At 66.4% G+C, this 20,196-nt stretch carries 22 protein-coding genes and 1 pseudogene; 9 read left to right on the top strand and 14 right to left on the bottom strand.

Annotated features, from left to right (window positions below):
* Window positions 1-4: 4 nt before the first annotated feature.
* Window positions 5-665: pseudogene (locus NA5_RS15425) on the bottom strand (DJ-1/PfpI family protein).
* Between the two features lie 178 nt (window positions 666-843).
* Here NA5_RS15425 and NA5_RS15420 point away from each other — a divergent pair.
* Window positions 844-1,788, top strand: a complete 945-nt coding sequence (locus tag NA5_RS15420; RefSeq protein WP_062986585.1) for a GlxA family transcriptional regulator — start codon at window positions 844-846, stop codon at window positions 1,786-1,788.
* 21 nt (window positions 1,789-1,809) lie between these two features.
* On the opposite strand, the gene NA5_RS15415 is transcribed toward NA5_RS15420, so the two are convergent.
* Entirely contained in the window at window positions 1,810-2,520 is a 711-nt protein-coding gene (locus NA5_RS15415) for a TetR/AcrR family transcriptional regulator (protein WP_245672246.1), read from the bottom strand.
* Window positions 2,521-2,608: 88 nt separating this feature from the next.
* Here NA5_RS15415 and NA5_RS15410 point away from each other — a divergent pair, with 88 nt between their 5' ends.
* The gene (locus NA5_RS15410) at window positions 2,609-4,255 is read left to right on the top strand and encodes an FAD-dependent oxidoreductase (protein ID WP_062986358.1); all 1,647 of its coding nucleotides are present in this window, start codon (window positions 2,609-2,611) and stop codon (window positions 4,253-4,255) included.
* A gap of 49 nt (window positions 4,256-4,304) precedes the next feature.
* Window positions 4,305-4,631: a hypothetical protein gene (locus NA5_RS15405; protein ID WP_062986356.1), complete on the top strand. Its 327-nt coding sequence runs from the start codon at window positions 4,305-4,307 to the stop codon at window positions 4,629-4,631.
* A gap of 35 nt (window positions 4,632-4,666) precedes the next feature.
* On the opposite strand, the gene NA5_RS15400 is transcribed toward NA5_RS15405, so the two are convergent.
* The 4 genes from NA5_RS15400 to NA5_RS15385 form a co-directional block, all read right to left on the bottom strand.
* Complete coding sequence (locus NA5_RS15400; RefSeq protein ID WP_062986353.1) at window positions 4,667-5,209, bottom strand: Rv2240c family protein; 543 nt, start codon at window positions 5,207-5,209, stop codon at window positions 4,667-4,669.
* A gap of 221 nt (window positions 5,210-5,430) precedes the next feature.
* On the bottom strand, window positions 5,431-6,132 hold the full coding sequence (locus NA5_RS15395) for a DUF305 domain-containing protein (protein ID WP_062986351.1): 702 nt from the start codon (window positions 6,130-6,132) through the stop codon (window positions 5,431-5,433).
* A gap of 79 nt (window positions 6,133-6,211) precedes the next feature.
* Window positions 6,212-6,649: a DUF6153 family protein gene (locus tag NA5_RS15390; protein WP_062986350.1), complete on the bottom strand. Its 438-nt coding sequence runs from the start codon at window positions 6,647-6,649 to the stop codon at window positions 6,212-6,214.
* A gap of 66 nt (window positions 6,650-6,715) precedes the next feature.
* Complete coding sequence (locus NA5_RS15385) at window positions 6,716-7,294, bottom strand: AMIN-like domain-containing (lipo)protein (RefSeq protein WP_062986582.1); 579 nt, start codon at window positions 7,292-7,294, stop codon at window positions 6,716-6,718.
* 128 nt (window positions 7,295-7,422) lie between these two features.
* Here NA5_RS15385 and NA5_RS15380 point away from each other — a divergent pair, with 128 nt between their 5' ends.
* Window positions 7,423-8,571 carry a class I SAM-dependent methyltransferase gene (locus NA5_RS15380; RefSeq protein ID WP_062986348.1) on the top strand — a complete coding sequence of 383 codons (1,149 nt, stop codon included), beginning with the start codon at window positions 7,423-7,425 and terminating at the stop codon, window positions 8,569-8,571.
* Window positions 8,572-8,732: 161 nt separating this feature from the next.
* On the top strand, window positions 8,733-9,578 hold the full coding sequence (locus NA5_RS15375) for a Bax inhibitor-1/YccA family protein (protein WP_062986347.1): 846 nt from the start codon (window positions 8,733-8,735) through the stop codon (window positions 9,576-9,578).
* A gap of 60 nt (window positions 9,579-9,638) precedes the next feature.
* On the opposite strand, the gene NA5_RS15370 is transcribed toward NA5_RS15375, so the two are convergent.
* From NA5_RS15370 to NA5_RS15360, 3 genes are all read right to left on the bottom strand, one after another.
* Complete coding sequence (locus tag NA5_RS15370) at window positions 9,639-10,859, bottom strand: acetyl-CoA C-acetyltransferase (protein ID WP_062986346.1); 1,221 nt, start codon at window positions 10,857-10,859, stop codon at window positions 9,639-9,641.
* A gap of 69 nt (window positions 10,860-10,928) precedes the next feature.
* Window positions 10,929-11,843 carry an SGNH/GDSL hydrolase family protein gene (locus NA5_RS15365; RefSeq protein WP_157110434.1) on the bottom strand — a complete coding sequence of 305 codons (915 nt, stop codon included), beginning with the start codon at window positions 11,841-11,843 and terminating at the stop codon, window positions 10,929-10,931.
* Window positions 11,844-11,996: 153 nt separating this feature from the next.
* Window positions 11,997-12,470: a hypothetical protein gene (locus NA5_RS15360; protein WP_062986344.1), complete on the bottom strand. Its 474-nt coding sequence runs from the start codon at window positions 12,468-12,470 to the stop codon at window positions 11,997-11,999.
* Window positions 12,471-12,564: 94 nt separating this feature from the next.
* Here NA5_RS15360 and NA5_RS15355 point away from each other — a divergent pair, with 94 nt between their 5' ends.
* Window positions 12,565-13,947 carry a cystathionine beta-synthase gene (locus NA5_RS15355; protein ID WP_062986343.1) on the top strand — a complete coding sequence of 461 codons (1,383 nt, stop codon included), beginning with the start codon at window positions 12,565-12,567 and terminating at the stop codon, window positions 13,945-13,947.
* Between the two features lie 80 nt (window positions 13,948-14,027).
* On the opposite strand, the gene NA5_RS15350 is transcribed toward NA5_RS15355, so the two are convergent.
* The 3 genes from NA5_RS15350 to NA5_RS15340 form a co-directional block, all read right to left on the bottom strand.
* Window positions 14,028-14,501 (bottom strand): DUF4254 domain-containing protein, encoded by a 474-nt coding sequence (locus NA5_RS15350; protein WP_062986342.1) that lies wholly within the window; start codon window positions 14,499-14,501, stop codon window positions 14,028-14,030.
* Window positions 14,502-14,796: 295 nt separating this feature from the next.
* A complete protein-coding gene (locus tag NA5_RS15345; protein ID WP_062986341.1) occupies window positions 14,797-15,012 on the bottom strand; it encodes a hypothetical protein in 216 nt (71 codons plus the stop codon).
* Window positions 14,999-16,174 (bottom strand): acyl-CoA dehydrogenase family protein, encoded by a 1,176-nt coding sequence (locus NA5_RS15340; RefSeq protein WP_062986339.1) that lies wholly within the window; start codon window positions 16,172-16,174, stop codon window positions 14,999-15,001. The genes NA5_RS15345 and NA5_RS15340 overlap by 14 nt, the downstream gene beginning before the upstream one ends.
* Window positions 16,175-16,273: 99 nt before the next feature.
* On the opposite strand from NA5_RS15340, the gene NA5_RS15335 reads away from it, so the two are divergent.
* The gene (locus NA5_RS15335) at window positions 16,274-17,419 is read left to right on the top strand and encodes a cystathionine gamma-synthase (RefSeq protein WP_062986337.1); all 1,146 of its coding nucleotides are present in this window, start codon (window positions 16,274-16,276) and stop codon (window positions 17,417-17,419) included.
* Window positions 17,420-17,574: 155 nt separating this feature from the next.
* On the opposite strand, the gene greA is transcribed toward NA5_RS15335, so the two are convergent.
* Both greA and NA5_RS15325 read right to left on the bottom strand, forming a co-directional pair.
* On the bottom strand, window positions 17,575-18,069 hold the full coding sequence (greA, locus tag NA5_RS15330; RefSeq protein ID WP_040695247.1) for a transcription elongation factor GreA: 495 nt from the start codon (window positions 18,067-18,069) through the stop codon (window positions 17,575-17,577).
* A gap of 297 nt (window positions 18,070-18,366) precedes the next feature.
* Window positions 18,367-18,807 (bottom strand): DUF4307 domain-containing protein, encoded by a 441-nt coding sequence (locus NA5_RS15325; protein ID WP_062986335.1) that lies wholly within the window; start codon window positions 18,805-18,807, stop codon window positions 18,367-18,369.
* Window positions 18,808-18,931: 124 nt separating this feature from the next.
* On the opposite strand from NA5_RS15325, the gene mca reads away from it, so the two are divergent.
* Window positions 18,932-19,816 carry a mycothiol conjugate amidase Mca gene (mca, locus tag NA5_RS15320; protein WP_245672245.1) on the top strand — a complete coding sequence of 295 codons (885 nt, stop codon included), beginning with the start codon at window positions 18,932-18,934 and terminating at the stop codon, window positions 19,814-19,816.
* Window positions 19,816-20,085, top strand: a complete 270-nt coding sequence (locus NA5_RS15315) for a hypothetical protein (protein ID WP_062986330.1) — start codon at window positions 19,816-19,818, stop codon at window positions 20,083-20,085. Before mca ends, NA5_RS15315 begins: the two co-directional genes overlap by 1 nt.
* Window positions 20,086-20,196 lie beyond the last annotated feature (111 nt).

Below are 20,196 nucleotides of genomic sequence, written 5' to 3'. Positions count from 1 at the left end.
GCGCTCAGATGGCGATGGCTGGGGTGTGGCCGGTGTTGCGCCAAACGGTGCCGCGGCGCTCGTGGGCGATGAGTTTCTCCACCGCGTTGGCGACGCGCGGACCCAGTTCGCGTTCCAACAAGTAGAGGCCGAGGTCGAGACCGGAGGTGACGCTGGCGCCGGAGATCAGGTCCCCGTCGTCGACCACGCGGGCATCGATGGCATTGACGCCGGTGGCGGTGAGGGTGTCCATTGCCAAGCGATGCGTTGTCGCGGAACGCCCTTTGATCAAGCCCGCCATCGCGAGCAGCAGTGACCCGCCGCATACCGTGGCCACGGTCGTATCCGTGCGCTCGACCGCTGCCCGCAGCAGCGCGCGGAGATCGGTGCCGAGGCTGCGGGCGAGAATCATCGGAATGGTGTCCGGCCGTTGATCATTCGGCCCATCCGGCAGCTTGCCGAGCGCGCCGGGGACCACGACGAGGTCCGCGCGATCCGGATCCAATCGGGCGGTGGCTTCGAGCGAGATCGCGGGCATGCCGCTGGGCACCCGGCGCGCCCTCGGCGCAGACCAATTCGACCGTCGATTCGCCGTCGGTGAGCAGACGTCCGGCATCGAGCACCTCGAACGGTGCGGTGACATCCAGCGGGTCGAATCCGTCGAATAGTACGAACTGGGCGAGCACCGTGTCAGCTCCTTCATCTTGTCGGTGCTGCTGACGGTAATGATCTTCGAGCGGTGCGGGAACTGGCGGAATTGCCATATGTCAACGGATTCTCGCCAACCATGCTGATCTGCAAAGACACTGAATGGCGCAGGTCACACGCGTTGGCGGAAACCTACCGATCCCCTACGGTATCGGCATGCACACCGTGGCCGTCCTCGCACTGGACCAGGTCCTGCCCTTCGACCTTTCCACGCCGATCGAATCCTTCACCCGCAGCCGCCTACCCGACGGCCGCCCCGCCTACCGGGTTCGCGTCTGCGCCGCAACGCCGACCGTCGAAACCGAGATGTTCACCATCGAGGCTCGCTGGGGTCTGGAGGCACTGGCCGAGGCCGACACCATCGTGCTGCCCGGATGCGCGGACCCCACCGTTGCGGTCCCCGACGAGGTCATCGACGCCCTGCGCGCGGCCGCGGCCGACGGCACCCGCATCGCATCGATCTGCGTCGGCGCATTCATTCTCGCCGCCACCGGTCTGCTCGACGGGCTGCGCGCCACCACGCACTGGCTGGCCGCCCCGACCCTCGCCGCCAAATATCCCGCCATCGATGTCGACCCCGATGTGCTCTACGTCGACAACGGTCAATTCCTCACCTCCGCCGGTGCTGCCGCCGGAATCGACCTGTGCCTGCACATGATTCGGCGCGACCATGGTTCCGCCGTTGCCGCCGACGCCGCCCGCCTCGCGGTCATGCCATTGGAACGCGAAGGAGGACAGGCGCAATTCATCGTGCACGACCAGCCGCCGACGCCACAGGGTGCGTCGATGGAGCCGCTGCTGCGCTGGCTGGAAGAGCATGCCGCGAACGCACTCACCCTGGAAGACGTTGCGGCCCAAGCCGGTATGAGCCCGCGCACGCTCAACCGCCGCTTCCGTGAACAAACCGGTACCACGCCGCTGCAGTGGCTGCACCGCGCCCGCATCCGCCAGGCCCAATACCTCCTCGAAGCCACCGACCATCCGGTCGACCGCATCGCGGCCAAAGTCGGCTTCGGGTCGCCCACCGCCTTCCGTGACCGCTTCAAACGGGTGGTCGGCACCAGCCCGCACAACTACCGAACCGCCTTCCAGGGCCGCTGACCCGACGTTCGACCGCTGCGGCTAATCGCGCACGCGCGCGGCAATCCCGTCGAGCACACATCCCAGCCCGAATTCGAAGCGCTGATCCGCGTCGGCGTCGGCGGCATCGCGCACGCGGCGAGCGAAATTCGGGTACTCGTTGCTCTCGATCACTTCGCGAATATACGGCGCGACGGTTTCGCGCCACTGATCCCTGGTGAGTCCGGTGCGACGTTGCGCCTGTTCCTCGGCGAGTTGGGCGGCGGTGACGCCGAAGACATAGGCGTGCACGGTATCCGCGATCGCGGCCGCCTCGGTGACATCGGCGGTCAGCTCGGCGGCGGCGGCGAGTGCAGTGTCTTGCAGGCGAAGCGAATTCGCGCCGAGCGTCGGGCGGCCGGTGAGTTCGGAGGCCAGCCACGGGTGGCGAATCATGGTGTCGCGCAGGTGCTCCGCGACCGCGCTGAGGTCGGTACGCCAGTCTCCGGTGAGCTCGGGTGGCGCGATCTCGCCGCGGACCGCATCGATCATCAGATCCAACAGATCGTCACGACTGGCGACATAGCGGTACAGCGATGCGGTGCCGGATTCGAGTTCGGTGGCGATGCGGCGCATTGAGACCGCATCGGCCCCCTCGCTGTCGGCCAGTCCGATGGCGGTGCGGACGATCTGCTCCACGCCGGGGGCCTGGCGGCGCGGGGTGCGCCGCTCCTTGCTCCAGACCAGCGCGGGGGTCTTCGCCGGATTCGTCACTGCTGCTCCTTCGGGCCGTTGCGAACATCGTAGCAGTATGGCTACGGTGTATCCGTAGCGAGAACGCTGTAGCCATAGAGGAGTTGTCATGTTGCGCACCAAGGTTCTGATCGTCGGCGGCGGCTCGGTGGGACTGTTCACGGCGTTATTTCTCGCCCGGCACGGGATCGAGGCGCTGGTTGTGGAGGCGCAGCCCGAGCCATCGGTGCACCCTCGCGCCACCGGCCTCGGCCCGCGCACACTGGAATTCCTGCGGGAGGCCGGTGTCCTCGCCGCCGTCGATGCCGTGGCGGTCGATATGTCCGAGGGCAATCTCGGCAAGCTGTCGGCGGTGAACCTCGCCTCGGCGAATCTGGCCGGGCTGCCCGAGGCCGCACCCGCGCGATCACATCGGCGTTCGGATCCGGTCACCCCGGCCGCGATCCGCGGCACCTGTCCGCAGCATCGGCTCGACTCGGTACTGTTGCCCGCTGCGACGCAGGGCGGAGCCACCGTTCGATACGGCACCCGGCTGCTGTCCTTCGAGCAGGACGCCGATGGTGTCACCGCGCACCTCGATGACGGGCAGACGATTCGCGCGGACTATCTGGTCGCCGCGGACGGTGTGCACAGCGGTGTGCGCAAGGCACTGGATATCGACACGACCGGCCCTGGGGCGCTGGGCAATCCGAAGATGAATATCCTCTTCCACGCCGATCTGCGCCCGTATACCCAGGGACGACAGTTCGTCGCGTGTGATATCACCACCCCCGATGCGCCGGGCATCCTGATGACCGTCGACGGCGCGAAAGAATGGGTGTTCCATAGTGATTACCACCCGGAGCGTGGCGAATCGGCCGACGACTACACCATCGACCGGTGCCGCGAACTGATCCGCGCCGCGATCGGTGACCCCGAGCTCGATCCGCGGATAGTCAGCAGATTGTCCTGGCGGGCCAGGGGATCGGTCGCCGAAAGGTTCCGGCATGGCCGGGTTTTCCTGGTCGGTGACGCCGCCCATGCGGTACCGCCGCTCGGCGCATTCGGCCTGAACACCGGTGCCGCCGACGCGCATAATCTCGCCTGGAAACTGGCCGCGGTGCTGGTCGGAGCCGCCGATCCGGCACTGCTCGACACCTACGACGCCGAGCGACGACCGGTCGCGGCGAATACCTTGACCCAGGCATTGCTTCGATTGAAAGCCCCACGTCTGCATTGGGATTCGAGCCCGGTCGCGGCTGCCGAGCGGGCCGCGATGGGCATCCTCGACGCACCGATCGTGCACATGGGCTACCGCTACGACTCCGCCGCGGTCATCGAACCGCAGCCGAAACTGCCCTCGACCGAGGACATCGAACTCGTCCTCGACGGCACCCCGGGATCCCGGCTCCCGCACGCCTGGGTGGCGCGAAACGGCAACCGGCACTCCACACTCGACCTTGTCCGGTCCCGTTTCACGCTGCTGGTCGGTCGCGACAGCGTGGCATGGCCGCGCGCCGCACAGCAGGTTGCCGACCGTCTGCTCGTACCCCTTCCCGTGGTGGTTATCGAAGCGCGGGACTGGCCGCAGCGGGTCGGAATCACCGACCGCGGTGCACTTCTCGTGCGTCCCGATCAGATCGTCGCCTGGCGTGCGCCGACCACCCCGGCGGATCCGGCCGACGACCTGACACGCGCGCTCGCACAAGTGCTCGGCCGCACCGTCGCCCAGCGCGACCTGCCTGTTTCGGATCGCCATGTCGGGGGCACCTTATAGACATCAGGCATAAGCCACCCAGCCTGACATCGAAATGTGAGGTACCACTATGACAGCGGAAGGGCCGTGGGAAATTCCCCCGCTCGACGACGCTCCGGATATCGCCCGCGCGACCGAGCCCCAACCGGGAATCACGTTGGCGGACGCCAGAAATTGGCCCGGATTCGTCCTGCTGATCATCGGCGGACTCGTCGCGATCGCCGCCGCGGTGATCGGTGCGGTCGGCTTTCCCGGCACCGCGTTCATCTTCGCGCTGGTCGCCATCGCCGCCTCCCTGACCGGTATCGCCGTCGTGCTCGTCGAACGGCGCCGCCCGCAGCCGCGCACCCCGGACCAGCCCGCACCCTGGCAACCGACCGTCCCGCCGGGCGCCTGATTCATTCCCCGATATAGAACGCGAAATAGCCTGCGTCAGTAGGCTTTACACGCATCCTCAGCGACGTTCTTGGTGGCGTTGAACTTATCGATCGCGGCATTGAGCGTATCGGTCGGCGCACGCCGATCGAGGGTGTCGGCCAGCGCGTTGGTGTCGTCGCGGTAGCTGCGCAGCGGACCCGCGACGGCCAGCGGCACCTCGGAGGTCACCTTCGAGTCGATGGTGCGCGCATTATTACGCAGCGCGGTGACGGCGTCATTGGCCTTGGCGTTGGCCTCCGGATCGTTGGCGCCCTTGTCATTGCTCGCGTCGATGTAGGCGTTGAAGCTGTGGATCGAGCTGGTGTTCGCGGTGGTGAAGGCGTCGCAGGCGGTGCCAGCGGCGCGTTCGGCCGCCGCGGCGCGCGAGGAGGATGCGGCCACCGACGACGCCGTCACCTCGGAGGCGTAGGCGGCCAGTTCGGTCTGGTTGACCTGCGCGCTGCCGTTGATCTGCTTCGAGCACGCGCCGATGGTCAGGACACCTACCGCGGTGGCTGCCGCCGCGGCGACGAGGCCGGTCCGCTCTAGTCGTCGCATGTCGGTTTCCCCTCTCTCCCCTCCGAACATCCGGCCGCTGGAGGCGCGTGGGAAGCCGGACGTAAAGACCGTACTTGTTCGCGACCGCCGACGTAAGCCGACCGGACCGATATCGATGACCAACCGATATCGAACGGCCGGAAAACCACTGGTCAGGACCGCGCGTTCGGTGCGGAGCACGCCGGAACGTTGATGGTTCCGGCGTGCTCGGCGACCTCGGGTCAGCGCTGGCCGAGCAGCCCACGCATGGTGCCGATTTCGGACTGCTGGGCCCCGACGATGGCGGCGGCGAGAGCCTTGGCATCCGGATTGGTGCCGCTGGCGAGTTCGGTGTTCGCCATGGTGATAGCGCCGTTGTGATGCTCGATCATCATCTCCAGCCACTGTCGGTCGAAATCGGCGCCGGAAGCCGCTGCCAGCGCGTTCATCTGCTCATTCGACATCATGCCCGGCATATTCGACGTGCTCGGCATGGCCGTGGTCGGCATCGATGTCATGCCGGGCATGTTCATGGTGCTGGTCGTGCTCGGCATCTCCATGCTGTGACCGCCGTGCCCGGCAGTGCTCGGTGCGGGCTTACCAAAGCTTTCCAGCAGCTTGGTGATCTGCTCCATCTCCGGGGCCTGCGCCTGCTCGATACCGGCGGCGAGCGCGCGCACCTGCTCGTTCTGAGTGCGGCTCGGGACCAACCGCGCCATCTCGACCGCCTGCGCGTGGTGTGGGTACATCATCTGCAGGAAGGTCACGTCGGCGTCGTTGAAATCACTTCGGGCAGCGGGCTTTCCGGAGCTGATCTGGCTCGACGACGAGCCGTGATTCATACCGGGCATGGAGTTGTCATCGCTACAACCTCCGGCGAAAAGCGCTGCGGCGGTGGTCGTTGCGGCAATGGCGATGGTGATTCGGCTACGGGTGATGGACATGTCTGTGCTCCTGTGGAATTGCGAATGACGGTTTTAGGGCAGGCAGCAGCCGCGTCCGGGGTCGGGCGCGGTGGGTCTGTCAGATCCGCAGAATCGACAATTCGGCCAGGGAGAGCACGGTCCACGGTGGTGCGCGTTCGCGCATCGGCCGCCACTGGCGCGGTTTCGACAGACCGCCACCCGGTCGATCGAGGGTGATCCAGTAGAGCAGGACGAGCATCAGGGCAACCGCGACGGCGGTCAGGATGAAAACGCAGGTGTGCATGCCGCCATGTGCGGCGCCGCAACCGTCGTCGGTGCAATCCGATTCCGCGATGGCGTTGTTGTTTTCGGTGGCCATCGGCGTTGTCGGCATTGCCATCATGGTGTGGTCATCGGCCTTCGCGGCGTGCTCAGCGTGCGTGCTGGTGACACTGAAAACCCCGGCGTGCATGGCCACGATCCCGGCGAGCAACACCACCACACCGAGCACCCGGACAAGTCCGGTGGCGCGCGCAGGTGGATAGTGTTGGACCACGTCGTCATTCTAGAGTGCCCCGGCAGCGGCCGATCCTCGATACCCCCTCGCCGTATCGGGCACCGGCTAAGTGTTCGCGATATCGATGACCACCCGAGTGGGATTGGTCAGGGTGCTGACCTCGAAGGCCGGGCGATCGGCATTCACCCCGACGAACGATTGGGTCGTGCCCTCGAAGACGCCACTTCGATACACCCCCGCGACTACCGGCGCGCTGGGATCGGTGGCCGGATCGGGACCCGAATACGGCGTCACGCCATTGTCGAACGGATACGCCGACCCAGTGATCTGCACCTCCAGAATCGAGCGGCCCGCGACATCGACGACCTTGCCGCTGGCGTCCTGGATGGCCTGTCCGGTGTACTGCACGATCCAGCCGGGTGTGCCCGCGCCGCCGAGTTCGTAGACCACCCGATCGAAGCCTGCGTGGTGCCCGATCCGGATATCGGTCACGGTCACGCCCGCGTCGCGGGACGGAGTCCCGCGCTTGGGCATCGCATCCCGCGGCGCGGTGTCGGGCGCATCGGTGAATGTGCCGGTCGTGCTCGGCGCGGCGGTCGTGGTGTTCGGGCTGGATCCGCCGTCGCCGCAGCCGACGAGCACCGTCGCCGCGGCGGCGACCAACAGCAGCATCCTGTTACGCATGTGGCTGATGGTATTGGCCGCCCTCGGCGCCGTCGGGTATTTGCGATGACCCGGTGTTTGGCATCGGAGTGTCGCCCACATGCCGGGGTGGCCGCGATCCATCGGCAACGATCTAGCACACTTGAGGTGTGGGAGATGTCGAGTACGTACTTGGCCGACTGCGGCGGTATCCGGATGTGGAGGCACTGAACCTCTACGCCGTCGATGCCGCCGACCGGCTGATTCTCGATGTCGCCGCCGAGGCGATCGATGCCGCTGGCAGCGGCCGGATCGCCGTGATCGGCGACGCCTACGGCGCGCTCACCCTCGGCGCGATCGCCGGGCACGATCTGCGCGATATCCGGGTCCATCAGGACCTGCTCACCGGCGAACTCGCGTTGGCCAACAACGCCCGCGCGCTCGGTCTCGCGGATCGCTATGCCGCACACCCACTTTCCAAGGAGTTGCTCGCCGACGCCAAGGTCGTGCTGCTGCGACTACCGCGCATGCTCGCCGGACTCACCGAGGTCGCCGACGCGATCGCCCGCTATGCGGATCCGGAGGTGGCCGTATTCGCGGGCGGCCGCGATAAATATCTGACCAAGTCCATGAACGATGTACTGGCCGAAACATTCTCCGAGGTTCGTGCGAGCCGGGGACGGCAGAAGTCCCGAACGATATTGGTGAGCGGGCCGAAACCCGTTGCCGCGCCGCCGTTTCCGGTGCGCGAGCGAATCGACGATATCGATATCGATGTGGTCGCGCACGGCGCCGCGTTCTCCGGCGCCAAATTGGACATCGGAACCCGATTCCTGTTGCAGCACTTCAAGTGGATGAAACCCGATGCCCGCGATGCCATCGACCTCGGTTGCGGCACCGGCATTCTGGCGGTCGCGCTGGCCAAGGCCCGACCCGGCATCCGCGTGGTCGGCACCGATCAGTCGGCCGCAGCGGTCGCATCGGCGCGGGCGACGGCGGAGGTCAACGAGGTCGCCGATCGGGTGAGTGTGGTGCGCGATGACGCGATGTCATCGGCCGCCGACAACAGCGCCGATCTGGTGCTGTGCAATCCGCCGTTCCATGTCGGTGCCGCCGTGCACACCGGTTCGGCGATAAAGATGTTCGCCGAAACCGGTCGGGTACTTCGCCCCGGCGGCGAGTTGTGGACGGTTTACAACTCACATCTGAACTATCGGGGCGTGGTCCAGCGGATGGTCGGGCAGACCGAGGTGATCGGACGCAATCGGAAATTCACGGTGACGCGATCCGTGCGTGGGCTGCGCGACGTCCAGCGGTAGTAGAGTCCGATTTGTCCGTACCGAAGGGTTGCTCGGGAACTCCACCGGGCCGATACACGTTGGACAACCTAGTTGGATATCGAGCGACCGGCTCGCAACGAGACGGCTCGGGACTGACGGCCACGGCGACGTGAGCCACGACTGGCAGAAAGGCATTCACGGTGCGCACCACTAGCAATCCTGTTTTCAGACAGCTCCCTCGACAAGAGGGCAGTGGCTATGCCAGCTTCGGGTCAGGGGTGACGGGCGCGGGCCAGATGCCCCAGCAGTACGGCCAGTACCCGCAGTACCCCCAGTATCAGCAGGCCCCGACCACCCGGGCCATGACCATCGACGATGTGGTCACCAAGACCGCCATCACACTCGGTGTGCTCGCGCTCTCGGCGATCGTCTCCTACGGCCTGACCAACGCGAACACCTCGCTGGCGCCGTTGTTCGTCGTCGGCGGTGGTCTGGTCGGCTTCGTGCTGGTGCTGATCGCGACCTTCGCGCGGAAGATGGACAACCCCGTCCTCGTGCTCTCCTACGCGGTCTTCGAGGGTCTGTTCGTCGGCGCACTTTCGTTCATGTTCACGAATATCGAATTCGGCGGCGTCGGCGGCAGTGCCATGATCGCGCAGGCGGTGCTCGGCACCTTCGGCGTCTTCGCGGGCATGCTCGTGGTCTACAAGACCGGCGCGATCCGCGTCACCCCGCGCTTCACCCGGATGATCTTCGGCGCCATGATCGGCATTCTGGTACTGATCGTCGGCAACCTGATCGCCAGCTTCTTCATCGACGGCGGCCTCGGCCTGCGTGACGGCGGCCCGCTCGCCATCGTCTTCAGCCTGGTCGTGATCGCGGTCGCCGCCTTCAGCTTCCTGCTCGACTTCGATGCCGCCGACCAGCTCATCCGCGCCCAGGCGCCGGAGAAGGCCGCCTGGGGCGTCGCCCTCGGCCTGACCGTCACCCTGGTCTGGCTCTACATCGAAATCCTGCGGCTGCTGAGCTATTTCAATAACGACTAGTCCGACCAACGCAAAGGCGGCCACCGGAATCCCGGTGGCCGCCTTCGTGTTTCGCGAGAACTAGCTCAGGCGCTCGATGACCATGGCCATGCCCTGGCCGCCGCCGACACACATGGTCTCCAGGCCGAACTGCTTGTCGTGGGTCTGGAGGTTGTTGATGAGGGTGGCGGTGATGCGGGCGCCGGTCATGCCGAACGGGTGGCCGAGGGCGATGGCGCCACCGGACACATTCAGCTTGTCGTGGTCCATGTTCAGCTCGCGGGCGGAACCGAGGACCTGGACGGCGAATGCCTCGTTGATCTCGTACAGGTCGAGGTCGTCGATGCTCATCTTGGCGGTCTTCAGGGTCTTGCGGACCGCCTCGATCGGGCCGAGACCCATGATCTCGGGGGACAGGCCCGAGACGCCGGTGGCGACGATGCGCGCCAGCGGGGTCAGGCCCAGCTCCTTGGCCTTGGTGTCGCTCATGACGACCAGCGCGGCAGCACCGTCGTTGAGCGGGCAGGCATTACCGGCGGTAATGGTGCCGTCCGGGCGGAAGACCGGCTTGAGCTGCGAGATCTTCTCGTATGTCGTTCCGGCGCGCGGGCCGTCGTCGGTGGTGACGATAGTGCCGTCGGGCAGGGTCACCGGGGTGATCTCGCGTTCGAAGAAACCGGACTTGATGGCCTCCTCGGCGCGGTTCTGCGAGCGCACGCCCCAATGGTCCTGATCTTCCCGGCTGATGCCGGTGAACTGGGCGACGTTCTCGGCGGTCTGGCCCATCGCGATGTAGATATCGGGCAGGATCCCGGCTGCTCGCGGATCGGTCCACACATCCGCGCCGCCTTCGGCGCGCTTGGCGGTGCGGGCCTCGGCATCGGCGAACTCCGGGTTGTGGGTGTCCGGCCAGCCGTCGGCGGTGCCCTTCGGGAACCGCGATACGGTCTCGACACCTGCGGAGATGAACACATCGCCCTCACCGGCCTTGATGGCGTGGAAGGCCATCCGGGTGGTCTGCAGCGAGGAGGAGCAGTACCGGTTCAGGGTGACGCCGGGCAGGGTGTCGTAGCCGAGTTGTACCGCGACGCTGCGGGCCATATTGAAACCGCCCTCACCGGCGGGCTGGCCGCAGCCCAGGATCAGATCGTCGATCTGGGTGGGGTCGAGGCCGGGAACCTTGTCCAGGGCCGCGCGGACCATCTGGGCCGCGAGGTCATCCGGCCGCATGCTCACCAGCGAGCCCTTTCCGGCGCGGCCGATCGGCGAGCGAGCGTAGGAAACGATGACGGCCTCGGGCATGAGGACTCCTTTGTTGGACGGTCATGGCGCGCCGGGACGGTGTCCGAAACGCGGTCTTCGAACCGTTTGTTACTTGTGCGTTCGAATCGAATCTACGTCGCGTCCTGATGGGCGGGAACCCGGGGTCGCCTCCGCGAGTGCCTCGATCAGGACCGGGAGCAACAGCGCGGCCGCCAGTCGGTAGCCCGCCGCCGACGGGTGGAATCCGTCCTCGGAGAACAGTTGCTCGGGGGCGGCACGGAACTCCGAGGCGAGCCGGTCACCCATTGCCACCGGGATGCCACCGGCCATCGTGGTCGCGACCGATTGAGCCCGGGCCAGGCGGACGCTCCAGTTCCGCACCACGGTGCGCAGCGGCTGCGGAATTGCCACGACGGTGCCGAGATTCGGACAGGTGCCGACCACCACGATGCTGTCGGCGCGGCGCAACCGGGCCACCGCGGCGGCGAGCCGATGCGCGGAGGCGCGGATGGAGTGCTTCTTGGTGACATCGTTGGCGCCGATGAGGATGACCGCGGCATCCGGCGGCGGTCCGGCGACGAACATGGCATCGACCTGTCCGGCCAGCCCCTTCGAGGTCGCACCGGATATGGCCTTGGTGCTCAACCGGATTCGCTGTCCGGTGGCCTCGGCGAGACCGCGGGCGATGCGCACGCCGGGAACTTCCTCGGGTGATACGCAGCCGACCCCGGCCGCGGTCGAATCGCCGAAGATCATCAGATGCACGTCGGCATGCAGACCGGTGCGCCACAGCTGCGGCGCGAGGCAGCCCGCGGTGTAGATGCCGTCGGCCTCGGGCGGTTTCGAGGTATCGCGCCCGATGACCCCGCGCGCGACCCCGGCCTGTGCCATGAGCAGCCGATAGGTCGCCCACCATGCGGTCCCGGCGCCGGAACCTGCCAATACGGTTGCGGCACCCGCCACTGCCGCGGTCTTCCACGCTCCCCGGCCTCCCCGCGCCTTTTGCTGGTTGTTTGGAGTCACGGCAGTTGCGTTCCGGGCTGGCGGCTGGGTGCGCCACCGCTTCTGGGCGTACCCGATGAGTTACCCATGTGTCTACGAAATCAGTTGTTGCGGTTCCGGGCAACACGAGACGATGCCGCCTTGCGACGTAGGCGGCGAACTTCGTGGCGCGGTTCAGGCGGGCGGGTCGCCGGGAACGTCGAACCATGCGTGCGCGGGGACGCTCGCGGTGTCGGTGGTGACGGTGACCTCGACGCGGCCCGGACCGGTGTCTTGGAACAGGGCGTATTGAATGCTGCCGTAGAGGCCGGTGACCACGTTGTTCTCGTAGCGGCCCGTCGCACCGGTGGTCAGATTGCGCCAGGCGACGGTGGTGTAGACCTCACACAGCGGAGCCAGCGGATAGTCACCGGGGCCGAGACCCACCGCCGGATCCGCGCGCACATTGAGTACGGCCCGGCCCGGCCACTGCGCGCTGGTATCGGCCCAGGTGCGAATGGTCGTCCAGCAGAGTCCTCCGTGCGCCAGCGTCGGCACCTGCGGGAATTGCACGGTCCCGGCCTTGGCGGGCGCTGCCCCGACGACTCCGGCGGCCACTGCCGCTCCGGCCAGAACTGTCGCGGCGCGAGCGATGTTCGGCTGCTTCATATTTGCGATCCTAGGGAAGTGATCACCGTCATGCGCGATTTGTCGCGCGAGACGCGCGCGCACGTATACCAACCCCTTCTGCAACGATAGGGGCATGCGCATCGCTGATCACGTCGTTGACCTCATCGGCAATACGCCGCTGGTTCGATTGAACTCGGTGGTGGGCTCCAATGCGGGCATTGTCGCGGCCAAGATCGAATATCTGAATCCGGGCGGTAGCTCCAAGGACCGCATCGCCGTGAAGATGATCGAGGCGGCCGAGGCCTCCGGAGCGCTGCGGCCCGGCGGCACCATTGTCGAGCCGACCTCCGGTAATACCGGAGTCGGACTCGCACTGGTCGCGCAACAGCGTGGCTACAAGTGCGTCTTTGTCTGCCCGGACAAAGTCAGCGAGGACAAGCGCAACGTGCTGCGCGCCTATGGCGCCGAAGTCGTGGTGTGCCCGACCGCGGTGCCCCCGGACCACCCGGACAGCTACTACAGCGTCTCCGACCGGCTGGTCCGCGAGATCGACGGCGCCTGGAAGCCGGATCAGTACTCCAACCCGGGCGGACCGGACAGCCACTACGAGACCACCGGACCGGAGATCTGGCGCGATACCGAAGGCAAGGTCACCCACTTCGTGGCGGGCGTCGGTACCGGCGGCACCATCACCGGCGCCGGACGGTATCTGAAGGAGGTCTCCGGCGGCAGGGTACAGATCGTCGGTGCCGACCCGGAGGGTTCGGTGTACTCCGGCGGCACCGGTCGGCCGTACCTGGTCGAGGGCGTCGGTGAGGACTTCTGGCCCTCGGCCTACGACCCCGCCGTGCCCGACGAGATCATCGCCGTCTCCGATGCCGACTCCTTCGATATGACCCGCAGGCTCGCGCGCGAGGAGGGCCTGCTGGTCGGTGGCTCGTGCGGTATGGCGGTGATCGCGGCCATCGAGGTCGCCCGCCGCGATCCGGATGCGCTCGTGGTCGTCCTGCTGCCCGACGGTGGCCGCGGCTACCTGTCCAAGATCTTCAACGACCAGTGGATGAGCTCCTACGGCTTCCTGCGCGATCGGATGGACGGCGCGGCGGAGCCCCTGGTCGGCGATGTGCTGCGCGGTAAGTCGGGTGCGCTGCCGGATCTGGTGCACACCCATCCGTCGGAGACGCTGCGCGATGCGATCGAGATCCTGCGTGAGTACGGGGTTTCGCAGATGCCGGTCGTCGGCGCCGAACCCCCGGTAATGGCGGGCGAGGTCGCGGGCAGCGTGACCGAGCGGGACCTGCTCTCGGCCGTCTTCGAAGGCCGTGCGCAGCTGACCGATTCGGTCGCCCAGCACATGAGCCCGTCCTTCCCGCTGATCGGCTCCGGCGAGCCGATCTCGGCCGCCACCAAGGCCCTCTCCGACACCGACGCCCTCATGGTCGTCGAGGACGGCAAACCCGTCGGCGTAATCACCCGCCACGACCTCCTCGGCTTCCTCAGCACCGGCTCCATCTAGGGTCGAATCAAGATCAGGTGGAATCCGTGGCGGCATCGGTCGAGAAGGCCGCGCCACCTGATCTTGATCGCACCCGAGAGTTACGCGGTTCGGCGGGGGCGCGAGTTGTGTTGGGGGGCACCGATTATGAGGTCGGTCCAGTTGTCGGCGAGTTGGGCCAGGCGGTACCAGGCCGCGTGTACGCGATTGTCGGAGACCTTTTCGGCGGTGTGCAGTAGGTGGCTGGCGTGGACGTAGGCGGCTGCCATTCGATCCATGGTCGCGCCGATGGATTCGGCGCGGATATGCGCGGTCGACTGCCGCTGCGGCACTCGGGTGATCACCCAGGTGTCGATGGCGGAGACGAGTTCGGCTCGGCGGCAGTCTATTCCGGCGGTGCTGAGCGGATCGCCGTGCCGCTGCCTGTGCAGCTGCGCGAGTACCCGCGCCAATGGAATGAGCGGATGTTCCGGACCGGGTTCCGGCGGATGTCCGCCGAAGGCGGCGACCAATTCCCGTTGGTCCGGCAGAGTTCTCGCGCCCTCGATGATCGGCGCGCGATCAAGCACGAACATGATGGGCCCCCAGATCGAGCGACGGCATGTACATGGTGCACCTCCGAATAAGCGGTCGGTACACTCGGATTCGCCGCGTTGATCCGGGACGCTGTGCCGCACATGGGGTGCGGCCTTCCCGAAACCGAGTGCGAATATAGCTTGCGCATTCGCTTTGGCGAATCGGTGACATATAGGTGGCACAGTGATGACAGGCAGTAACAATATTCTCCGCTTGATGCGAATGGCGGTGTGAAATATGCCGACCAGTCCGTAATGCGTCGAATACGCCAGTCGCCCAGCATGATTCGGTGGATCAGGGTTCGAACGCCGCCAGCATCGATTCCAGCACCTGCTGATCCGGTCCGATAAAGGTCGGCGCCGCCGAAATGATCTCGAACATCCGGTCGTTCATGTCGATCGCGGGCGGCAGATGGGCGCTGTCACCGAAATCCAGCGGCGGGCTGTGCGTTTTCACCTCGAGCCGGTATGCACCGTGCTGCGCGCCCGGCGCGATGTCACCGAAATGCATTCGAGTCGGTCAGCGCCTTTCCGAGCACCAACTGGTGCACCTCCGCTGTGCCCTCGTATGTGAGCACCGACTCGAGATTGTTCGCATGCCGCAGCACCGGATAGTCCAGGGTGATGCCGTTCGCGCCCAGAATGGTCCGACATTCGCGGGCGATGGCGATGGCCTCCCGGGTGCTGTTCAACTTGCCCGCGCTGATCTGCTCCGCCAGCACCTCGCCGCGATCCTTCAACCTGGCGACCTGCAATGCGAGCAGTTGGCCCTTGCCGTACTCGAGCGCCATATCGGCGAGCTTCGCCTGGGTCAGCTGGTAGGCGGACAGCGGCTTGTCGAATACCTCCCTGGTCCGGGCGTATTCGATGGTCGCGGCCAGGCAGTCGCGTGCCGCGCCGAGCGCGCCGAAGATAATGCCGAATCGCGCCTCGCTCAGACAGGCGAGCGGGGAACTCAGGCCGCGCGACTGCGGCAGCACCGCATCGGCGGGCAGCCGCACATCATCGAAGTCCAGCTCCGCGGTCACCGACGCGCGCAACGACAACTTGTGACGCATCTCGCGCGCGGTGAATCCGGGCGCACCCGCCGGGACAAGGAAGCCGCGCACCACCTGCTTGCCCTCGTCCTCGGTCTGCGCCCACACCACCGCGATATCGGCCACCGACCCGTTGGTGATCCACATTTTGGAGCCGTTGAGCACCCAGTCGGCGCCGTCGCGCTTGGCCCTGGTCCGCATGCCGCCGGGATTCGAGCCGAAGTCCGGTTCGGTGAGTCCGAAGCAGCCGAGCGCGCGTCCGGCCGCCATATCCGGCAGCCACTGCTGCTTCTGCTCCTCGGAGCCGAACTTGTGGATCGCGGTCATCGCGAGCGAACCCTGCACCGAAACCATGCTGCGCACACCCGAATCGACCGCCTCGAGCTCCTGACAAGCCAGACCGTAGGCGGTCGCCGACAGACCCGCGCATCCGTAGCCCTCCAAGTGCATACCGAGCAACCCGATATTGCCGAGTTCCGGCGCGAGCTCACGGGCCGGGAACGTCCCTGCCTCGAACCATTCCGCGATCTGCGGGCGCAACCGATGGTTCGCGAACGTGCGGACGGTATCGCGGATCTCGCGCTCGTCCTCGGTCAACAGGGCATCGATCGCGAACAGTTCATCAACGCTCAGCATATGCTCAACCTACCGCTGTCGCCGCGACGAAAGCCGGGATCGGGCCCAACCGATGATCCGGCCGATAGCCCGCCGATCGCCCGGGTTTAGGCTGACCCCATGAACGAGCTGGGATTCTCCACCAGAGCCGTGCATGCCGGATACGAACCCGAAGCGCGGACCGGTGCGGTGAACGTGCCCATCTACGCGAGTTCGACGTTCGCCCAGGACGGGGTGGGCGGGTTGCGTGATGGCTACGAGTACGGCCGCACCGGCAACCCGACCAGGACCGCACTCGAGGCCAACCTCGCCGCGCTCGAATCGGGCCGCTACGGACGCGCATTCGCCTCCGGCATGGCCGCCACCGACTGTGCGCTGCGGGCGACGCTGCGTCCGGGCGACCACATTGTCATTCCCGACGACGCCTACGGCGGCACCTTCCGGCTGATCGACAAGGTCTTCAGCCAGTGGGGCATCGAGCATTCGCCCGCGCACGTCTTCAACGTCGACGAGATGCGCGCCGCGATCCGGCCGAACACCAAGCTGATCTGGATCGAAACCCCCACCAACCCACTGCTGAGCATCGGCGATATTCCGGCCCTGGCCGAGGTCGCGCACGTCGCGGGGGCGAAACTGGTGGTGGACAACACCTTTGCCACGCCGTACCTGCAGCAGCCGCTGCTGCTCGGCGCCGACATCGTCACGCATTCGACCACCAAATACCTCGGCGGACACTCCGATGTCGTGGGCGGTGCGTTGATCACCAACGATCCGGAACTCGACGCGGCATTCGCCTTCCTGCAGAACGGTGCGGGTGCGGTGCCCGGCCCGTTCGACGCCTATCTCACCCTGCGCGGCACCAAAACCCTTGCCGTGCGGATGGATCGGCACTGCGACAACGCCGAGACCATCGCCGAATTCCTGACCAGGCATCCGGCCATCTCGCAGGTCATCTACCCCGGCCTGGCCGAGCATCCTGGCCACGCCATCGCCGATAAGCAGATGAAGCGCTTCGGCGGCATGATCTCGGTGCGGCTCAACGGCGGTAAGGACGCGGCGCACGAGTTCTGCTCGCGCACCAAGATCTTCACCCTGGCCGAATCGCTCGGCGGTGTGGAATCGCTGATCGAACATCCGGCCGCGATGACGCACGCCTCCACCGCGGGCTCGCAGCTGGAGGTGCCGGACGATCTGGTGCGGCTCTCGGTCGGCATCGAGGACGTCAGCGATCTGCTGGCCGATGTCGAGCAGGCACTGGCGAACTGATGGAACCAGGTCGGGGCGGCGCGGCGAATGCGACGTCCCCGGCTGTCAGCACAAAGAGTGGCCGCATCCGGACTGTCCGGGTGCGGCCGCTCCTGTCTGGCTGTGCGGCGGCTTCGGGCGGAGTCGGCTCGGGCCGTGCTCGCCCCGACCCGCGATCAGCTGTGGTACGGCTCGGCGCTGACCAGCGTCACCTTCATGGTCTTGCCGTTGGGCAGCGTGTACTCGCGGGTATCGCCGACCTTCGCGTCGATGAGCGCGCCACCGAGCGGCGAATTCGGCGAGTAGGTCTCGAGCTTGGAATCGTTGAGACCCTCTTCGCGGGTCGCGATGAGGAAGGTCTCGGTGTCGGATTCGTCACCGTCGTAGTAGACCTTGACGACCGAACCCGGCAGTGCGACGCCGGACTTGGTGGGCGCAACGCCGACCTTGGCGTTGTTCAGCAGCTCCTGCAGCTGCCGGATGCGCGCCTCCTGCTGACCCTGCTCTTCACGAGCGGCGTGATATCCGCCGTTTTCCTTGAGGTCGCCCTCTTCGCGGCGCTCGTTGATCTCGGCGGCGATGACCGGACGATTGGCGATGAGCGCGTCGAGTTCACCCTTGAGCCTGTCGTGCGACTCCGGGGTCAGCCAAGTCACTTGCGTCTCAGTCATCTCGATCACTCCCTAGTAGTTGTTCCCGGCCGAGGCCGGGTTCCCTGATCCGCTGCAGTGCCCACAGGGGGCGGGCACGCACCAGCCGACGGCTAGTGCCATCCTGGGGAAGTTCATCGAACCCCGACAGGCTTCAGATCCGGCAAACTCACACACCCGGAACTGACAGCGCTGGCCGCCAATGCAGCAAACACGGCTCCGAGCCCCGGAACCGTGTATCACGCCATTTTAGCATGAATCACAAACATGCAGGTCGGCGTTCATTTTGTGGACGCCTCGGTGGTTTATTGCCAGGAATCAACCTGCCCGCAGATACTTCGGCACGTCATCGCTGCAGCCGTAGATACTGCTCGATACCGGCCGGGCGGAGGCGCGGACGGTGGTCGTCAGCTCGATGGTGCCGCTGCCGGACGGCTCGATCAGCACCTCGCGGCGGCCGATTTCGGACCCGTCCCTTGCCATCGCGCGGACGAAGCACACCACCGGCTGCTGCGGATCCTTGCGGGTGACCTTGAGATGCACCGAGATGGTGGAGTCGTCGACGACGGTGTAGCCGAGTTGTTCGGCGTCGATATCCTCCGGTCCGTATTTCTGAAAGCCGATGTAGGCGACCCCCAGACCCGCGGCGAGCACGACCGCACCCAGTGCGAGCGGAATCCAGCGGCGCTTCGGGCGTGGCGTGGTTCCGTACCGGTCGGCACGTCGCTCGATCGGCGTGTCGCCGGGCGTTTCACTCATGCCGTCTCACTCCGGGGGGTACGTCGGAACAAAAGTCTGTCGAATGGAACTATAGGGACAGGCAGATCGGACCCCGGCGGCGGAGAGTACGAGGTATGACGGTGGTTGATGAGGTGAACGAGACGTGAGTGGCTTTCGGCTCATGGCGGTTCATGCGCACCCCGACGACGAATCCAGCAAGGGGGCCGCGACGACCGCACGGTATGCCGACGAGGGCCACGATGTCCTCGTCGTCACGCTGACCGGTGGCGAACGCGGCAGCATCCTCAACCCGGCAATGGACACCCCGGGCGTGTTGGAGCGGATCGATGAGATCCGGCGCGAGGAGATGGAGGCCGCGGCCGCCGCGCTCGGAGTGCGCCAGACCTGGCTCGGATTCGTCGACTCCGGCCTACCCGAGGGTGATCCGCTGCCGCCGCTACCCGAGGGCTGCTTCGCGCTGGTGCCGCTGGAGGAGGCCGTCGAGGCGCTGGTCCGCGTGGTGCGCGAGTTCAAGCCGCACGTCATGACCACCTATGACGAGAACGGCGGCTACCCGCACCCGGACCACATCCGCTGCCATGAGGTGTCGATGGCCGCTTTCGAGGCAGCGGGCGATCCAGAGCGCTTCCCGGATGCGGGCGAGCCGTGGGAGCCGCTGAAGATCTACTACGACCACGGTTTCACCATGGCGCGCCTGAATGTGTTCGCCGCCGAATACGAGCGCATCGGTGAGCCGTTCCCGCTGCAGGAGTGGCTGGAACGCACCCGCGCCTACCGCCAGGGCCGCCCGGATGGCATGACCAGGGTTACCACCCAGATCGAGTGCGCCAAGTACTTCCCGCAGCGCGATGACGCCCTGCGCGCGCATGCGACGCAGATCGATCCCAACGGCGCGTTCTTCGCGATTCCGATGGAGATGCAGCAGCGGCTGTGGCCGACCGAGGAGTTCGAACTGGCCAAGTCCAGGGTCGACGCCACGCTGCCCGAGACCGATCTGTTCGCCGGTGTCGAAGACGAGCACCGGTGATGTTGGTTTTCCTCGCGCAATCTCCCGGCACGCCGACCGGACCCGAATTCGGCAAGGCATCGCCGCTCGGTCTGGTGATCATTCTGGTGTTGCTGGCCGGGACTGTGCTGCTGGTGCGGTCGATGAACCGGCATATCAAGGGCCTGCCCGCGACCTTCGAGCCCGAACATCCGGAACCGGATCAGGCGGCGGACGAGGGTACCGAGCCCGGTGTCGCCCGGCTCGACAAGAAGGACGCCGAGTCCGACAAAGGGCCTGATAAAACCTGATTTCGCAGCGGCCGTCCGAGAATTTCGGGCGGCCGCTGTTACATTCGCCGCCGCTGGTTCGTCATTGGGGTAGTCGCGGCACGATCCACGGGCCGCAGGTGCTTTCGGGCA

The organism is Nocardia anaemiae NBRC 100462, from assembly GCF_001612725.1.
Taxonomy (GTDB): Bacteria; Actinomycetota; Actinomycetes; order Mycobacteriales; family Mycobacteriaceae; genus Nocardia; species Nocardia anaemiae.
The sequence above is the reverse complement of the archived record's forward strand: the minus strand, read 5'-3'. Positions and strand labels throughout refer to the sequence as shown.

What these genes read in the sequence shown, in the direction of transcription:
- NA5_RS15335 (WP_062986337.1), top strand. Translation starts at nt 16,274, where the DNA reads ATGAACGAGCTGGGATTCTCCACCAGAGCCGTGCATGCCGGATACGAA.
- NA5_RS15410 (WP_062986358.1), top strand. Translation starts at nt 2,609, where the DNA reads ATGTTGCGCACCAAGGTTCTGATCGTCGGCGGCGGCTCGGTGGGACTG.
- NA5_RS15355 (WP_062986343.1), top strand. Translation starts at nt 12,565, where the DNA reads ATGCGCATCGCTGATCACGTCGTTGACCTCATCGGCAATACGCCGCTG.
- NA5_RS15360 (WP_062986344.1), bottom strand. Translation starts at nt 12,470, where the DNA reads ATGAAGCAGCCGAACATCGCTCGCGCCGCGACAGTTCTGGCCGGAGCG.
- NA5_RS15385 (WP_062986582.1), bottom strand. Translation starts at nt 7,294, where the DNA reads ATGCGTAACAGGATGCTGCTGTTGGTCGCCGCCGCGGCGACGGTGCTC.
- NA5_RS15325 (WP_062986335.1), bottom strand. Translation starts at nt 18,807, where the DNA reads ATGAGTGAAACGCCCGGCGACACGCCGATCGAGCGACGTGCCGACCGG.
- NA5_RS15405 (WP_062986356.1), top strand. Translation starts at nt 4,305, where the DNA reads ATGACAGCGGAAGGGCCGTGGGAAATTCCCCCGCTCGACGACGCTCCG.
- greA (WP_040695247.1), bottom strand. Translation starts at nt 18,069, where the DNA reads ATGACTGAGACGCAAGTGACTTGGCTGACCCCGGAGTCGCACGACAGG.
- NA5_RS15370 (WP_062986346.1), bottom strand. Translation starts at nt 10,859, where the DNA reads ATGCCCGAGGCCGTCATCGTTTCCTACGCTCGCTCGCCGATCGGCCGC.
- NA5_RS15400 (WP_062986353.1), bottom strand. Translation starts at nt 5,209, where the DNA reads ATGCGACGACTAGAGCGGACCGGCCTCGTCGCCGCGGCGGCAGCCACC.
- NA5_RS15420 (WP_062986585.1), top strand. Translation starts at nt 844, where the DNA reads ATGCACACCGTGGCCGTCCTCGCACTGGACCAGGTCCTGCCCTTCGAC.
- NA5_RS15340 (WP_062986339.1), bottom strand. Translation starts at nt 16,174, where the DNA reads ATGCTGAGCGTTGATGAACTGTTCGCGATCGATGCCCTGTTGACCGAG.
- NA5_RS15350 (WP_062986342.1), bottom strand. Translation starts at nt 14,501, where the DNA reads ATGTTCGTGCTTGATCGCGCGCCGATCATCGAGGGCGCGAGAACTCTG.
- NA5_RS15315 (WP_062986330.1), top strand. Translation starts at nt 19,816, where the DNA reads ATGTTGGTTTTCCTCGCGCAATCTCCCGGCACGCCGACCGGACCCGAA.
- NA5_RS15395 (WP_062986351.1), bottom strand. Translation starts at nt 6,132, where the DNA reads ATGTCCATCACCCGTAGCCGAATCACCATCGCCATTGCCGCAACGACC.
- NA5_RS15345 (WP_062986341.1), bottom strand. Translation starts at nt 15,012, where the DNA reads ATGCATTTCGGTGACATCGCGCCGGGCGCGCAGCACGGTGCATACCGG.